Annotated in this window: 10 protein-coding genes; 6 read left to right on the forward strand and 4 right to left on the reverse strand. The window is 50.0% G+C overall.

Translation table 11 applies throughout. The annotated features are described in order from the left end of the window. Positions 1-45 precede the first annotated feature (45 nt). Positions 46-1,536, reverse strand: coding sequence for a DUF1501 domain-containing protein (locus H6570_16940; GenBank protein ID MCB9320973.1), 1,491 nt, complete (start codon positions 1,534-1,536; stop codon positions 46-48). A 5-nt stretch (positions 1,537-1,541) separates the two neighbouring features. Next, complete coding sequence (locus H6570_16945) at positions 1,542-4,250, reverse strand: DUF1553 domain-containing protein (protein ID MCB9320974.1); 2,709 nt, start codon at positions 4,248-4,250, stop codon at positions 1,542-1,544. A 293-nt stretch (positions 4,251-4,543) separates the two neighbouring features. On the opposite strand from H6570_16945, the gene H6570_16950 reads away from it, so the two are divergent. Continuing rightward, positions 4,544-4,744 (forward strand): hypothetical protein, encoded by a 201-nt coding sequence (locus H6570_16950; protein MCB9320975.1) that lies wholly within the window; start codon positions 4,544-4,546, stop codon positions 4,742-4,744. Between the two features lie 110 nt (positions 4,745-4,854). Here H6570_16950 and H6570_16955 read toward each other — a convergent pair whose 3' ends face one another. Continuing rightward, positions 4,855-8,310 (reverse strand): hypothetical protein, encoded by a 3,456-nt coding sequence (locus H6570_16955; protein MCB9320976.1) that lies wholly within the window; start codon positions 8,308-8,310, stop codon positions 4,855-4,857. A gap of 173 nt (positions 8,311-8,483) precedes the next feature. Here H6570_16955 and H6570_16960 point away from each other — a divergent pair, with 173 nt between their 5' ends. From H6570_16960 to H6570_16975, 4 genes are read left to right on the forward strand one after another with little or no spacing between them, the layout of a single operon-like run. Beyond that, positions 8,484-9,098: a trimeric intracellular cation channel family protein gene (locus H6570_16960; GenBank protein MCB9320977.1), complete on the forward strand. Its 615-nt coding sequence runs from the start codon at positions 8,484-8,486 to the stop codon at positions 9,096-9,098. 37 nt (positions 9,099-9,135) lie between these two features. After that, on the forward strand, positions 9,136-9,402 hold the full coding sequence (locus tag H6570_16965) for a hypothetical protein (protein ID MCB9320978.1): 267 nt from the start codon (positions 9,136-9,138) through the stop codon (positions 9,400-9,402). Next, positions 9,399-9,659 carry a hypothetical protein gene (locus H6570_16970; GenBank protein MCB9320979.1) on the forward strand — a complete coding sequence of 87 codons (261 nt, stop codon included), beginning with the start codon at positions 9,399-9,401 and terminating at the stop codon, positions 9,657-9,659. The genes H6570_16965 and H6570_16970 overlap by 4 nt, the downstream gene beginning before the upstream one ends. 51 nt (positions 9,660-9,710) lie before the next feature. Continuing rightward, positions 9,711-10,613: a DUF1080 domain-containing protein gene (locus H6570_16975; GenBank protein ID MCB9320980.1), complete on the forward strand. Its 903-nt coding sequence runs from the start codon at positions 9,711-9,713 to the stop codon at positions 10,611-10,613. On the opposite strand, the gene H6570_16980 is transcribed toward H6570_16975, so the two are convergent. After that, a complete protein-coding gene (locus tag H6570_16980; protein MCB9320981.1) occupies positions 10,610-12,862 on the reverse strand; it encodes an inorganic phosphate transporter in 2,253 nt (750 codons plus the stop codon). The two genes, H6570_16975 and H6570_16980, sit on opposite strands and share 4 nt — an antisense overlap. Positions 12,863-13,221: 359 nt before the next feature. On the opposite strand from H6570_16980, the gene H6570_16985 reads away from it, so the two are divergent. Next, positions 13,222-16,563: a SusC/RagA family TonB-linked outer membrane protein gene (locus tag H6570_16985; GenBank protein ID MCB9320982.1), complete on the forward strand. Its 3,342-nt coding sequence runs from the start codon at positions 13,222-13,224 to the stop codon at positions 16,561-16,563. The last annotated feature ends 9 nt before the right edge of the window (positions 16,564-16,572 follow it).

Genomic DNA, 16,572 nt, shown 5'->3' on the forward strand with positions numbered 1-16,572 from the left:
ACAAACATGCTACGTACAAGTTCCGTACATCTTAATATCGATTTATCAGGCCACCACTGCCTCAATCACCTTCCCTTCTACATCCGTTAACCGGAACGGCCGTCCCTGAAAGTCATAGGTCAACTTTTCATGGTCGAAGCCCAGCAGCCGTAGTATGGTCGCCTGGATATCGTGCGGGTTCACTTTACCGGCGATGGGTTCGTAGCCGAATTCGTCGGTTTCGCCATAGGATGAGCCGCCTTTGATGCCACCGCCGGCCATCCACATCGTGAATGCGTCGCCATGATGGTCGCGGCCTTTGAAGGGATTGGCTTTGCCTTCCCGGTTTTCAGCCATCGGGGTACGGCCGAATTCACCACCCCAGACCACCAGCGTCTGATCGAGTAAACCGCGTTGTTTGAGATCCATCAGGAGGGCAGCCACCGGCTGGTCCGTAAGTTCGCATTTGCGTTTGAGGCCAAAGTCTACGGACTCGTTCATTCCGGTGCCGTGCATGTCCCAGCCCCAGTCATAAAGCTGGACAAAACGAACGCCTTTCTCCACCAGTTTGCGGGCGAGCAACACGTTGTTGGCAAAACTCGCTTTACCGGGCTCCGTGCCATACATGGTGTGAATGTACTCAGGTTCTTTGGAGATGTCCATGACCTCCGGCACCGAGATCTGCATCCGGTAGGCCATTTCGTACTGGGAGATGCGGCTTAATGTCTCGGGATCGCCGTATTCATCAAAGGAAGATTGATTGACCTTGTTGATGGCCTCGATGGAAGCTTTGCGCAGATCACGGGTTATACCATCGGGGTCATCTAGAAATAAGACCGGATCTCCTTCTGAGCGGCACTGTACACCCTGATACACCGAAGGCAGGAAGCCACTACCCCAGATGGACTTGCCGGCATCGGGATTGTTGCCACCCGATGTCAGCACCACAAAGGCAGGCAGGTCATTGTTTTCGGTGCCGAGTCCGTAAGTTACCCAGGATCCCATGCTGGGGCGGCCCAGGCGGGCACTACCGGTCTGCATCAGGAGTTGAGCGGGAGCATGGTTAAACTGATCGGTGGATACCGCCTTCAAAAAGGCCAGATCGTCCACGGTGTTCGACAGATGGGGAAGGTTTTCACTGAGCCAGGTCCCACTTTCTCCATATTGGGCGAATTTGGCCTGGGGTGCCAGCATTTTAGGTACGCCGCGGATGAAGGCAAATTTCTTACCCTCCAGGAAAGAGGGTGGACAGTCCAGCCCATCGAGTTTAAAGAGCTCGGGTTTGTAGTCAAAGAGTTCCAGCTGGGAGGGCGCTCCGGCCATATGCAGGTAGATAACCGATTTTGCCTTGCCAGCAAATTGCGGCAGTTTAGGCGCTAACGGATTGGCGGGGTCAAACAAGTTTGCCTTTGTTCCGGAATGGCAGCCAGGCAGCAATGATCCCAGCGCCAGGCTTCCTAATCCCAACATGGAATCATGAAGAAAGGTCCGCCGGGTGCGCTGCATCAACACTGCGTGCTGGGCTTCCTGGAAGAGTTTGTGTTTAAGATGGGACATCCGGATCAGCTTTTAGTGATGACTTCATCAAGGTTAAGTATGGCGTTGGCTACCAGAACCAAGGAGGCATAATCGGAATCGGGTTCAACCGTTCCACACATGTGCCGGGTCAGCTCCGGGTCGAGTTCATAGGCGGCCTTACCCTGTTCGAAGAGCGCTACCAATGCGGTCAGACTGGCCTGGCTGATGGGTTGCCCGGTCATGATGGTATAGGCATTGGAGACTTTTTTCGTTTTGTCGGGGGTATCCTGCGCCGCCCGATCAGCCAGTTTGCGGGAAAGGTCCAGGTACACCGAATCGTTTAGGGTAACCAGAGCCTGCAGGGGCGTATTGGTGACGATGCGTCTGGCCGAGCACACTTCACGCCCTACGCCGTCAAAAGCAATCATCGAAGGGTAGGGAGCGGTCCTTTTCCAATAGGTGTATAGGGCACGGCGGTATTGTTCTTTGTTTTTGCTTTTGTTCCATTTCAGACCGCTATAGGGTGAGTTCCAGATGCCCTCGGGTTGGTAAGGCATGACCGGAGGACCGTACATTTCCGGGTTGAGGACTCCGCACCGCGCCAGTGCCTGATCGCGAATCTGTTCTGCCGTAAGACGCAGACGGGGACCGCGAGCCAGGAATTTGTTCTTAGGATCGGCTGCCAGCTGGGGTTCGCTGATGTGTGAATCCTGCCGGTAGGTGGAAGAAAGCACGATCGTACGCAGTAATTTTTTCATACTCCAGGCATCATCGTGGATGAATTGCCAGGAGAGGTACTCCAGTAATGCGGGATGACTGCAGGCGGCACCCTGACTACCCAGGTCTTCCAAAGTCTCGACGAGGCCAAAGCCAAATAGTTGTTCCCACAGCCGGTTGACCAATGTACGGGCAAGCAGGGGATTTTCCGGATCGGTCATCCACCGGGCGAGGCCTAACCGGTTGGCAGGCGCTCCTTCCGGAAATGGATTCAATGATGCCGGGGTCCCGGGAGATACCGTATCCCCGAGGCTCAGCCAGCTGCCGCGTTCGAAAATGCGGGTGACGCGGTGCATGGGAGGTGGATTATCCATCAGGATGGGTGTAGTCTCCACCGGTGCATTGACCAGTGACCAATATTCATCCCTGGCCTCCTGATAGCCAGGCTGGTGATTACCCGGAAAGGCATTGGTGAAATAAAACCAGTCAAAGCGCACACCGGTTGCCAGCGGATCTTGCAGTGATGCATTATCGTAGGTGAAGTAAAGGTCGTGATGACCTTCCACCGGCTTGATGGGCATCTCATGAATGATCCAGCCTCGTTTGCCCTGGAAGGCATTGAGATTTAGCGTACCGATCACCGGCCCGTCTGGTTGGTCCAGATGAATGCGCCAGATTCCGCCAGGACGATGTAATACCACCCGCAAGACGAGTTTTTCGTTATTGCCCAGGTAAACATGGGAGAGCCGGGCGCTGCTGTGATTGCGCATGGCCAGCCATTTGGTATCGGAAAGCTCTGCGTTGCTAAAATCATCGCAACGCAGTGAATTGTAGGCGGGTTGCCAGGTCTTGACGAAGTGGTCAATAGCTTGTTTTTGGGTTTCCGATACGTGTGTATCCATCCATTGGTTCAATTGCTGGTATTGCGCCGTCTGCAGGCTGTCAAAATGCCGTAAGCGGGGATAATCGTCATAGGTATCTTCATCGCGGGTATCATTGAAGAAGGCCATGAAGCGGTAATAGTCTTCGTGGCGGAAGGGGTCGTAGGGATGGCTGTGGCATTGTACACAAGCGAAGGTGGTGCCCAGCAAGGCTTCCCAGGTGGTGTTGACCCGGTCCAGGACGGCAGCGACGCGAAATTCTTCATTGTCGGTGCCTCCTTCGTCATTGGTCATGGTATTGCGATGAAAAGCCGTGGCGATGTACTGATCTTCGGATGGATGAGGAAGGAGATCGCCGGCGATTTGCTCGGTGATGAATTGATCGTAAGGCTTGTCCGCGTTAAATGCCCGGATGAGCCAGTCGCGGTAGCGCCAGATGTCGCGCGAGTCATCGCGTTCGTAGCCTTTGGTATCGGCATAACGAGCGAGGTCCAGCCACATGCTGGTCCATTTTTCACCGTAATGGGGTGACGCGAGTAAGGAGTCAACCATCGCCTGGTAGTTGGCTTCTGAAGGATCGGCCAGGTAGCGAACGGTAGCTGCTCCTTCATCGGGATAGCCGATCAGGTCCAGGCTCACCCGGCGCGCCAGGGTGGCCGGATCGGCCTGAGGGGACACCTGCAGCCCTTGTTCTTTGGCTGCCTTGAGAATAAATCGATCGATATCGTTCGTAACCCAGTCGTCAGAAGGCATTGGAGGGGTTACTTCCCGGATGGATTGATAAGCCCAATGTTCGCCCCATTGGGCTCCTTCCTTAATCCAGCGCGTAAGCAAATCGATTTGTTCCTGTGGCAGGGCATCGTGTTCGTAGGGCATGCGTTCTTCGGGATCTGTTGAGGTCAGCCGGAGGATCATTTCACTGGACTCAGGATGCCCGGGAACGATGCCGTAGGCCCCGGATTTTAGCTGGCCAAGAGCCTCCTCCCGAAAGAGCACGCTGAAATTGCCTTGTTTTTTGACCCCACCGTGGCAGATGATGCATTCCTTATTCAAAATGGGCTTGACCTGGGTGGCAAAGTCCACCGGAGGCTGCTGCTGGCATGACCAGGTCAACGCGATGAGAAATAGCCAAAAATATCCGGTTCGCAATTGCATAAAACTAAGTTAGGAGATTTTGAGTGAGTTAACCACAGAGTACCCACAGTTTTGCGCAGAGGAATAAAGACTTTACGGACATAGGTGATTTTCTCCGGAGAGGAGGTAGAAGCAATGTTGAATTTTAAATGTAAAGTGCTCAATAGGGATTTGATTTAAATGGCAACTTTTGTTGAAACCAAATTAAGTAAGCTGCAGACCACTTATTCAATCCGGTATTTTCTGGTACTGGTCTAGATTTGTTGATGGTAGGTGACGGTTAGACTTTGTTTGTGTAGAAATTAATGTTTGGTATGAAGTCATCGACACCTTTTATCTGGCCCAAAATCGGACACCTTTTATTCCTGTTAGGGGGCGTTTCCGGCTTGATCATGGCCGGGTTCCAGATGACTAACCAGCCAGCCGTAATCAATACGGTCCAGGTGGTCGACACCCTGTCCCGGCAGGCTCCCGTCATAGCCGATCCTTTGGCATTTCAATCCACTGTAAGATGATTGCTTCCCTTTCAATAAAAAAAGCCGGCATTGTGCGTGCCGGCCTGATGGGTTAAGGGTTGTGAAATAATCGGTAAACAGTCTGGCTGTTTAGGCCGAATATTGCAGCATCAATGGACCACGATGCGCTTGACGCCCTGATGGGTTGGCGTCAACAGATGCAAGAGGTAAATGCCAGGTGATGAAGGTGTTCGCAAAGTGTGATGCTGTCCCCCCGCCACCATTTCCTGTTGGATAAGACTGCCGTCTATTCGGTACCAGGATAACTGTACCGGACCCAGGATGCCCGGCAGGTCAATCCAGACACTTCCATAGACTGGATTGGGGTTTACCTGCCATGTATCGTTTTCGAATCGGGAAAGAGCCGTAGTACTTCCAGTGATGAAGGTGACGGATTCGGACCAATCACTGATATTCTCACCACAGGATACCCGTACCTGAAATACGATGGAGGTATCGGAAGGCAGGTTTTTAAGTTCAATGGTAGCTGTTGTCTGAGCATTCATGCGCATCCAGCTTGAATCGTTCTGTAGGCGAAAGCGGTATTGGTATTCGGCGACTCCTGCCAGGGTACAAGTGATCTTTGCATTGGTGCCTTCAGCGATAACCTCGAGGTCATCAGGCGTAGGAACGCTACATGCAGTGGTGGTGGTAAAGGGAAGGGCTTCAGACCAATCGGAAATCCCCTGCATGCAACCTGCGCGCATAGACACATAATAGGTGGTACCCGGACTAAGAGGAGTTGCCGTCATATCCGGGGATTTGATGGCCGGCCGGACATTCCAGGTATTGTCCTCCATCCGCCGGAAGCGGAATTGAAATCCTTTTTCGGAAAAGTAGGTGGTGTGGATGGTGGCATAATCAGGTCCTATGCGTACCACCTGCATCTGGCTGGTATCCGGAGTGCTGCAAGGGTCGACCAGTACCGGAGGTTCTTCTCCTCCCGGGGCCTGATAGCTTTCCAGCGTCCGGAATATTAACTCCGGGCTCCAGGCGCTGAATCCGCCGGCACAAGACACGCGGCATTGGAGGTGGTATTCCGTATTGGCATGGAGACCGCTGGTCTGGCCAATGCCTTCCTCATCTCCCGGAAAGTATTGCCAGATAAAATCGTCTGAACGGCGGATGCGGTATTGGTAACCTTCCCCATAGAAGTGGCATTGGACCTGTACGGCCGAGTCGCTTAGGTTCAAAACCTGTAAGTCTGACAGCAATGGTTCAGCACAGGGTCCTGCCTCGGTGCGAAAATAATAGGACAGGGACCAGGCACTGTTCGTATTTCCACAGGTAAGCTGGCACTGGACCTCGTATTCTTCATCCTCCAAAAGATTGGTCAGCAGGTCACTGGGGGTTGAAATCGTTGCCTGCGTGTTCCAGGTCGGATTGGTGAGCCGTTTGTACCGGAAGGTATAGGCATCCGCCTGAATCAGGCAGGAAACCCGGGCCATGTTTGTGCTGACGGGATCAGCTCGAAGTTGCTGAATGGATGGTGGATTACAGGGATCTTCCGGTTTCAGGGTATGAAATGTCTGGATGCCTGACCAATCGCTCTGGCTATCTATACAGTCAAAATAGCAGCGAAATTCGTACTCGGTGCCGGGATCCAGACCGGAAATGTCAGTAAAAGTAACCGGGGAGGAAGGTGCATCAAGCCAGGTATTGCTGCCGGCCTGGCGGTATTGAAATTCAAATACAGAAGTCAGGGGTAGGGAGCAATTGAGTCGTGCGGAGGTTTGGGTAACCATTTCGGCGTAGAGGTCGGAAGGACGGGCCGGATCGCAGAGGGTGACGGTACTAGGACCGGAAACCCAGTCTGTCCAGGGGATTTCATCCAATTGTTCGGGACAGCTGGCACGAACAGACCAAAAGTAAGCGGATCCGGGTATGAGGCCAGTCACCGTCACCATCGGTTTTCTGGTTTCTACCAATGACTCCGTCGGTTGGACAACAGGCTGACTGTATTTCCATTCGAAGCTGTTGTAGTTTCCATTCTGGTTGACAGAAAACTGCAGGGTTCCGGATGCAGGAGCGGTGGCGGACAAGTTAGAAGGAAACAGTTCGCCGCATGCTTTGGTGTGAAATTTCAGATCACGAGACCAGGGACTCCATTGGTTACCGCACTTCACCCGCATTTGCAGGAGGTATTCGTCATCCATGGCGAGGCGCACCAATTCAATGGATGGATCGGATAGTTCATCGGTAGGAATGTAACCCCCGGGAAAGGCAGAACGTGCATACTGAAACATGTATCCATCAGCCTGGATCCTGGCGCGGACCAGGGCTTTGGTATAACCTTCTTCAACAACTTCGAAGTCCTGGATCGTCGGCATGGGGCAGCCCGCCAGCGTCATGGTCGTAATGGGATCTGACCAGTCGCTGAAAATTGCGTTGGATGCATCGCAATAGACCCGGCATGCCAGCTCATAGGTTTTACCGGCTTTCAGGCCATTAAACACTTGCGTGGTTGCAGTGGTCGCTGGCAGTTCTTCCCAGGTCGTGATGCCAGGCTGGCGGATGCGCCACTGGTAAGCTTCCCCGGTGGAGACGGAATTAATGACCGCTGTGAGCGATTCTTCAGCCCGGTTGGTGACCGCTAATTCGGACGCCGAGAAGCCGGTGCAGGCCGGTATCGAAAACGTTGCGATTTCCGACCAGACATATTGCGCGGGCGTACACCTTGTTATGACCAGCCAATCGTAATCAGTACCCGGTTCAAGTGATTCAAGGTATAAGGTATTATTCGAAAAGTTCGGAATGGACTTGAAGCTCCCCGATCCTTTTATTCCGTATGAAAAGGTGTAATCTACGGAAGCAACGGAAGTGGTTAGCAATACTGAAGTATAACTGGTGACCTGGCTGAAAAGCTGGGATGCAGGCGGTGTATCGCAGTCAGGAGATACCGGAGTGGAAAAGACCTGATCATCTGACCAGTCACTCCAGCCGGAGCTTCCACTCAATTCGCATTTGATCCGGAATGAAACCTGGTAGGTCGTGGCATAGGTCCACGATGCAAGCAAATATTCCGGTGTCTCGAGCCAGCCGGTAATCGTATAATTGGACTGGGTACTGGTTTTATATCTGAATTCGAAGTCCTTCGCATTGGTGAGGTAGGAAAATTTGATGGGCTGTGCTGTGGTGGTCGGTACATCCACTTTGATGTTACTGCCGATCGGAGGATTACAAGTATAGGTGGTGAATGTCTTCAGAGCGGAATACAGAGATAGGCAATTTTTACCTCCTGGTGTCAAATCACCAATGCCGACGAGGACTTGCCATTCGTAAGGTGTGCCCTGGTCCAGCGTGTTTATATTGATGGACGCGCCCGGACCTCCATCCAGGGTAGCATATTCCTGCCAGGTTGCCGTTCCGGATTCCCGGATGCGGAAATAATAGCCGTCTGCTGTGACATTGCAAACCAATTCGGCCTTGTTGTAACCGATATTGGTGGTCTGCAGTGCGGAGGTTTGGATGCCATCCTTGCAGGGGTCGCCGGTTTGGCCAAAAGCGGGACAGGCCATCCCAAGCACACCGCCCAGGATTAAAATAGCAGTCAAAAATTTAAACATCTGTTTGATTTTACGAGATGAACAATAATCAAGAGATGTCCGTAATTGAAGGTTGACCGCAAAAATAAGTGGGGAAAATCAGGTGTAAAATCATCCGAAAGGGTGATTTTTTTATCAAAAGTCACCCTAAAACCCAGTGGATGCTTGTGCGGGTAAGTGCTTATCTTGGCGGCATGGAAAGCGCATCTTCCTATTTCATTTTAGGCATCGACTACATCGGTACTTTTGTGTTTGCCTTGTCGGGTGCAGCGGCGGCACAAAATAAAAAGCTGGACCTTTTTGGTGGCGGCGTAATCGCGGTGGTAACCTCCCTGGGTGGAGGGACGCTGAGAGACATCCTGATCGGGAACACACCGGTTGGCTGGCTGAAGCATCCCTGGTATTTGCCGATCATTGCTGCTGGTATGTTGACCGCCTTTTTCTTTCGTCAGGCAACGACCCGCTGGCATCGCACCATTTTTTTGTTTGACACGATTGGCATCGGGCTGTTTACCATTCTGGGTTACGAATTAGCGCGCCAGCAAGGCCTGAGCTGGCCTATCTGTATGGTCCTGGGCACCATCTCAGCGGTTTTTGGCGGTGTATTGAGAGATGTATTGTCTGCCGAGATCCCGCTGATCTTCCGCCAGGAGATTTATGCGACAGCGTGTCTGGCGGGTGCAGGAATCTACACCCTGCTATTGCTTACAAATATGCCCAGAGATGTATCCATGTTGATCTGTGTGGCAGCAACCTTCTTTATTCGCCTGGCCGCCATCAAATGGCATTGGGTGATGCCAAGGATCTAGGTCTGCGACACCGGTTAAATTCAACTATCTTTGAAGGGTGAACGAAAAAATCATTTACCGCACGGAAGCGGATTTTGTCAATTATCTGGAATATTCCGCCATCAAGCGTCTGGTGATAGCATTAGCATTTCAATCTGACCAGGGACGATGGCAGGCACTATTTATCCAACGAGTCTGGATGGATGATGAACAGGTAGGCATTGAAACAACAAAAGGAAAGCGATATTCACTGGACGAATTGTATGCCATCATTCCGTCATTTGATCATTACGAGCAGGATGCTTTAAGTTGTCTGTGCAGTTGAAAGAAACATCAAACCAACCCTACCAACCCATAGATTGTTCGTTTTATGATCGTATCGAGGCGGCCATTGTGCTGCGCACTCCGGTTCTACTGGAATTTGTAGATGCCGATAATTCGCCCGTCACCAACCGGATACATTTGGTCAATACCCGAATTGCTGATGGTGAGGAGTTTGTCATCCTTGAAAATGGACAAGAAGTACGAATGGACCGGATCATCTCACTGAATGGCATCCATCCCGTAAATCAGTGTTCCTAATTCAGTTTCGCGGATTCTTTTCTTGTATATTCAGGTCAAATTAATGACCATATGTTGCGTATTCTCACCGGGTTAGGCTTACTGCTATTCGTGGTTGGTTGTCATTCTGTCGATACAGTCAAGGATGAAGAAGCCTGGATCGACCTCTTTAATGGGGTAAATCTTGACGGCTGGGACATCAAAATATGTGGTTATCCGGTCAATGAGAATTACAAGAACACCTTTGTCGTGGAAGACTCGATGATCCGGGTCAATTACACCGAATACGACTCCTTCCGGAATGAATTTGGACACTTGTATTACCATCAGCCCTATTCGTATTACAAACTCCGGTGGGAATATCGATTTACTGGCGACCAATTACCTGGCGGTGCTACCTGGAATGTACGGAATTCGGGAGTCATGCTGCATTCTCAATCTGCACAGAGCAATGAATTAACGCAAACTTTTCCGGTCTCTATCGAGTGGCAAATGTTAGGCGGTCTCAGTGACGGCAAATCGCGACCTACCGGTAATGTCTGTACGCCGGGCACGGCCGTCGAGATGCATGGAGAAGTCACCTACGATCACTGCATCAATTCCAACTCGAAGACCTATGATGGCGATCAGTGGGTACAAGCGGAAGCGATCGTGCATGGCGATGAATTCATGACTTTCATAGTGGACGGGGATACGGTCCTTCAATTTGAGAAACCGCAGGTAGGCGGTGGCTTCACCAATGTCAATGCAGCAGGCGAAGACTGGAAAACGGTTGGTGGCATGGATCATCCGGAGGACTGGATCAAAAAAAATGGCTTGTTACTCAAAGAAGGCTACATCGCCCTGCAGGCTGAGAGCCATCCGGTAGATTTTAGAAATATTCAGTTGCTCGATCTCTGTGGATGCGGAGATCCGAAGGCGAAAAATTACAAATCTTACGTGGCGCAGTCGAAGCCGGAATCCTGTATTTATTAGGGGAATGAAGTACCTGACTTTATGCCGTCGGGCTTTTGGTCAAACAATTGGGTAAAGCGTGCAGCTACAGCTACCAGATCTTTCAATTCCAATATCAGGCTGAGGTAAAGTATGGTGGCATGTTCTTCAGATTCCTCTGAAAATGATTGCATTTGCTGATCTAACTGGTCCTGCAATAGTTGCTGAATTCGCTTTTTCTCTTCCCTTAAATTAAACACGTTGGTTTTTGAATCGGGTTGAAAATGCTTCATCAATCCATTCAGGTAGCGGTTAAATTCCTGTAAAAATTTATTGAGTGACTCTTGCTGCCTGGTGTTAAGCGGAGGCATGCTATTGGATAAATGACTTGAACAAGCCTTGACAATAAAGGTCTCCGATTGCAACATATCCTGTTCAAGGTCAAATTTGAGCAGGGCAATTCGGGCGACTCTTAAATCTTCACCTTGAACACGGTTAGCCGATTGAAAGATTTCGTGACGGAATTTATCTTGTTGTTTCCGGAAGCGTTTCAATTTCTTCCTGGTTTTTTTCATCTGGTCATGGTCCTCTTTAAGCACAGCACCGATTGCATCGTGACAAGTAGACTTGATGGTTTGGAGAAATGGAATGACTGCAATACGGTCACGTCTCAACCGCTCCTGTGCCGAACTCATCTTACGCTTATGCCGCTCCACTTTTTGTTTTTGTTTCAACTCATCCTGATCATGATGAAAACGATACGTCCGTATCAATAATAAAGTTGCGACTAAAGCCAAAGGTATGATTGCCCACAGGTGGAACGCCAGTATCAACCCACCGAAGATAGCGGCGACAGTAAATGCTATCAGAGCAGTCATCAACCAGCCACTGATCACCTGGATAACACCAGTGATACGGAATACGGCGCTATTTCTACCCCATGCCCGGTCTGCAAGAGAAGATCCCATAGCCACCATGAACGAAACGTATGTGGTTGAAAGCGGTAATTTCAGAGAGGTGGCAAATGAGATCAGTGTGCTGGCAACGGTGAGATTGACTGACGCCCGTACCAGGTCAAATGCCGGAGTTTCATTGTTCAGGTTTTCGGGATTTCGTGGATTAAATGATGCATCAAACCATTTAAGCAGGGATTTAGGCATCAGGGATGATAGGACATCGCCTATTTGCAATACCCAGCGGACCATCCATTGAGCAAGGGCGATGGGTTCAAAGCGTTCTTCACCTGAACCCTGCCTTCCTAGGTTGACTTCGGTCTCAGTCACTGATCGCGCTTTTCGGGAAAACCAGAGTGTGAGTACCATGATCAATCCTCCGATGATCAGCAGGATGGGTTTTGTTCGTACGGGTTGTTGAAGAGAAGTCATCAGTAAGGTATCCGGATCGACCGGAGAATGAGACCAACTGAGGTAGGATTCAAGACCAGCTATCGGTACCCCGATGAAATTGACCAAATCATTGCTGGCAAAGGCCATTGCAAGTGCAAACGTCCCGAAAAGCACCACTAATCGAAGAATATTCATCTTAAAGACCTGACGGATAATCACCAGCAATAACGTCCAGCCAATAACCGCAAATCCCAGCAGCATTAAGGTATGCCCCTGGATCCAGGCGATGATGGAATCGGGAATAAAAGATGCACCCTTAGCGCCTTTAATCAGTAAAAAATAGCTTAGTAAAGCCAGTGCCAAACTTGCCCAAAGGTGGGTCAACAGCCCCATCCTTGATTCGTAGTGAAAAGTAAATAACAGTCGTGATATAAATTGAATAATCGTACCTACTACAAAGGCAACACCAACGGATATGAAAATGCCGGAGATAATAGCCAGGGCATTGGCTGAATTGATGTAGATACTCAGATCTCCAATCGAGCTGCCGGCCTGACTCAGTTTGAAAAGGGCTACCGCGGTAGATGCTCCCAGCAATTCAAATACCACTGAAACAGTCGTGGATGTAGGCAGGCCAAAGGTATTGAAAAGGTCAAGCAAGATAATATCCGTGAGCATGACAGCCAGGAAGATGACCATAACCTCAGCGAATGTAAAAAACTGAGGATTGAAAATGCCTTTACGGGCGATTTCCATCATGCCACTTGAAAAACTCGCTCCAATGAACACCCCTATACTGGCTACGATCAAAATGATACGCCGGCTAGATACGTGTGACCCGATGGCCGAATTAAGAAAATTGACGGCATCGTTACTTACCCCAACAACCAGATCGGTGGCAGCAAGCAACACCAGCAGTATTACAACAATCAGATAATAATCCACACCAATTTCATTCAGGTGACGATGTTAACGGATTAATATTAACGCGAGATTACCAAAAGATTAAGTAAGGATGAATTTTATTCCCCGATAATTTATTTCAGGTTTGGAATAAAAAAATTAGCCGGGAAATCCGATGATAAACCCGGCTAACTATCTAATATCTAATTAAACCGGAATAAAAATAGCGGTATTTAGCTTAACAATAAAATAAGCTTCAGTTAACGCATTGGTAATTATTTGTTAATGAGCAGAATGGTCTGAAATGGATCGGGTTTCCGGACTTTTGCAGTGCTGAATGTTTCCGTAAAAGACGATCGATTCGGCTGACTATTTAATCATCTAATTAAACCTATTTACCAATGAAACTTGCGCTCCAAGTGACCGGCGTAGGGCGTTTATTGGCGTGTACCCTATTTTTCGCTTTGGGTATTCCGCTGACCGTTAATGCTCAGTTTCAGGTAACCGGAAAAGTTACCGACGCCAACACCGAGACTCCCCTGATCGGAGTCAATGTCTACCAAAAAGGAAATTTAACCAATGGAACCACCACCGACGTGGATGGCCTGTTTGAACTGGAAGCAGATGCCGGAGATGCCATTCTGGTCTTCTCCTACATTGGATACACAGAAATCGAAATCCCTTTAGAGCACCGCAGCCTGATCAGCGTAAAAATGACCGAAGGGTTGACGCTCCAGGAGGCTGTTGTTACTGCGTTGAATATAACCCGTGACGAGAAGTCATTGGGCTATGCGCTGCAACAGGTCAATGGTGACGATGTGAGCGGCTCAAACAGCACCAATTTTGTCAGCGCCTTATCGGGTCGTGCTGCCGGTGTTCAGGTGGTAACGAATGGTCAGAATGCAGGCTCTGCCAGCGTGGTCATCCGTGGTATGTCCTCACTTACCAGCAATAATCAACCGCTGTTCGTAGTGGATGGTATTCCAATTAACAATGAGACGGATACCCGGACCAGTACCAACGGCATTTCAGACAACATGCACCTGGATTATGGGAATGGCGCCGCAGAGATCAATCCTGATGATGTCGAGTCTGTATCCATCCTGAAAGGTGCGAATGCAACTGCCCTTTATGGTTCCCGTGCCGCCAACGGTGCGGTGATCATCACCACCAAGTCGGGTAAAGGGCACAAGGGAATCGGTGTTGAACTCAGCTCAAAAACAACCTTTGAAACCATGCTGAAGGGTCCCGAATACCAGCGTGTTTATGGACAGGGTAAAAATTTCCAGTTTGCCTTTGCAGATGGATATGGAAATGGAACCTTCGACGGGGTGGATGAATCCTGGGGACCACGACTTGACGGGCGGCTGATTCCTCAGCACGACTCTCCGACCTCCACCGGACTGCGCGGAGGTGATGTACATGGACTGACTTTCACACTGGGACCGAATGGCGTAGATCTGGACCGTCGTGGTACCATCACTCCAACACCCTGGGTAGATCACGGTGACCCGGTGAAAAACTTTATGGAGACCGGTCATACGCTGGTGAACAACGTATCATTTTTCGGAAGCAATGATAAAGGGAACTTCCGGGTATCCTATACCAATTTTGCCAACAAAGGAATTGTCCCAAACACCGACCTGATGCGTAACACGGTGTCCTGGTCTGGAGATTATAAATTGTCCGATAAATTGACGGTTAACACCAAAGCCAATTACATCCGTTCTGCCAGTGACAACCGGACGGTCAACGGATATGGTACGGAATCGGTGATGTACCTCTTTATCTGGTGGGGTCAACAGATTGATGTCAGAAATCTACGTGAATACTGGGAGCGTGGTCTGGAAGGCTTTCAACAGTTTAATTACAACTACAATTACCACGATAATCCCTACTTCAACATGTATGAGAACACCAACGGTCTTTCCAAGGACCGTTTGATCGGTAATTTGTCCGCCACCTACGAGATTATGCCTTCCCTGAAGCTGATGGTACGTGGTGGTACCGACGTTTTCTCGGAGTACCGCTTCATCAAGCGGGCATACTCAACGCAGCGATTCCCCAATGGTCAATACCGGGAAGATAAAATCAATTTCCGTGAGACCAATGTTGACTTCCTGCTGACCTACGACAAGCAATTGACCGATGACTGGTATGTGAATGCCAACGTTGGGGGTAACCAGATGCAGCGTTTTAATCATTTCCATTCGGTGAGCGCCAACAAGTTGTTGTTGCCTGAGATATACTCCTTTACCAATGCGGATGGTCCTTTGGTTCAATCCATCAGCCGGCCGGAGCAACAGATCAATTCGCTGTATGGGTTTGCCCAGCTGGGTTTCCGTAATCTGGTTTACCTGGACCTGACCGCGCGTAACGACTGGTCATCCACTTTGCCGGTTACCAACAATTCGTATTTCTATCCATCCGCATCACTGAGTGCCATCCTCACCGACATGTTTGATGTCCCTTCCAACAGCCCGCTTTCATTCGCGAAAGTTCGGTTGGGATGGGCGCAGGTCGGTTCCGATACGGATCCTTTCCGTCTTAGTGATCCATTTATCTTCGGCGGTTCACCCTGGGGTAACAATGCGACGGCTTCACCTTCAAATACACTCCCCAACTTTGACCTGAAACCGGAAATTCAGACCAGTACGGAAGTGGGCGCCGATGTACGTTTCTTCCATGACCGGATAGGCATTGATGCTACGTATTATCGCTCGGTAAGTAAAAACCAGATCCTTGCCATAGACTTACCTTATACCTCCGGTAAAACTTCCCGGATCATCAATGCCGGTAAAATTGAAAACAAAGGGGTCGAGTTGTTATTATCGCTGACACCGGTCAAAGGGGCCCTGAGGTGGAACACCATGTTTAACTTCGGACTTAACCGTAACAAAGTACTTGAATTGCCGGACGGCGTTGATCGCTATGTTTACGGTGGCAATGGCATCACCCTGGTTGCTGAAGAAGGAGGAGCGCTTGGCGATATGTGGGGTACCGGCCTGCGTAAGGTTGAGGACCCCAATAGTCCCTATTATGGACAGGTGATATTCCGCAATGGCCTGGTTCAGGAAGACAACACCTTGCGTAAACTGGGAAATTACAACCCCGATTTCACGCTGGGCTGGAACAACGAACTTTCCTATAAAGGCTTCAATCTGAGTTTCTTGTTTGACTGGCGTCAGGGTGGAGACTTGCTATCCCGTACCCGCTTGATTGCTGCTACATCAGGCAATGTGGTCGAGACACTTTGGGGTCGTGAACCTGAATTCGGAGGGGCACACCCTGGCATCAAAGACAGTGGACTTTCGTACGTAAGTTCATCAACCGGTGAAACACTCACGGATGGTATTATTGGCGATGGAGTCAAAGAAGTGCTGGATGGTGAAGGTAATGTGATTGGATATGCTGAAAACGATGTGATCGTGCCGGCAAACGCCTACCACAACAACCGTTATCGCCGCCAAAATGAAACGGAAGGTCTGTACGATGCAACCTTCATCAAGCTGCGTGAACTCAGACTGAGTTACAGCCTGCCAAAATCATTGCTTGGTGCTACACCGGTGCAGGACGTCAAAATAGCCCTGATGGGTAGCAATCTCTGGTTGTGGTCCAAAGACTTTAACCACGGAGACCCGGAACTGCTATCATTTGATGGCGGTCGGTACATCCCGGGTGTAGAAAACGCAACCATACCATCAGCCAGAAGCATGGGTTTCTCCATCAATATCGGCTTCTGATCACATTCC

Source organism: Lewinellaceae bacterium (assembly GCA_020636135.1).
Taxonomy (GTDB): Bacteria; Bacteroidota; Bacteroidia; order Chitinophagales; family Saprospiraceae; genus JAGQXC01.

Coding starts and splice junctions, on each gene's coding strand:
- H6570_16985 (MCB9320982.1), top strand. CDS start 13,222: ATGAAACTTGCGCTCCAAGTGACCGGCGTAGGGCGTTTATTGGCGTGT.
- H6570_16945 (MCB9320974.1), bottom strand. CDS start 4,250: ATGCAATTGCGAACCGGATATTTTTGGCTATTTCTCATCGCGTTGACC.
- H6570_16975 (MCB9320980.1), top strand. CDS start 9,711: ATGTTGCGTATTCTCACCGGGTTAGGCTTACTGCTATTCGTGGTTGGT.
- H6570_16960 (MCB9320977.1), top strand. CDS start 8,484: ATGGAAAGCGCATCTTCCTATTTCATTTTAGGCATCGACTACATCGGT.
- H6570_16940 (MCB9320973.1), bottom strand. CDS start 1,536: ATGTCCCATCTTAAACACAAACTCTTCCAGGAAGCCCAGCACGCAGTG.
- H6570_16955 (MCB9320976.1), bottom strand. CDS start 8,310: ATGTTTAAATTTTTGACTGCTATTTTAATCCTGGGCGGTGTGCTTGGG.
- H6570_16950 (MCB9320975.1), top strand. CDS start 4,544: ATGAAGTCATCGACACCTTTTATCTGGCCCAAAATCGGACACCTTTTA.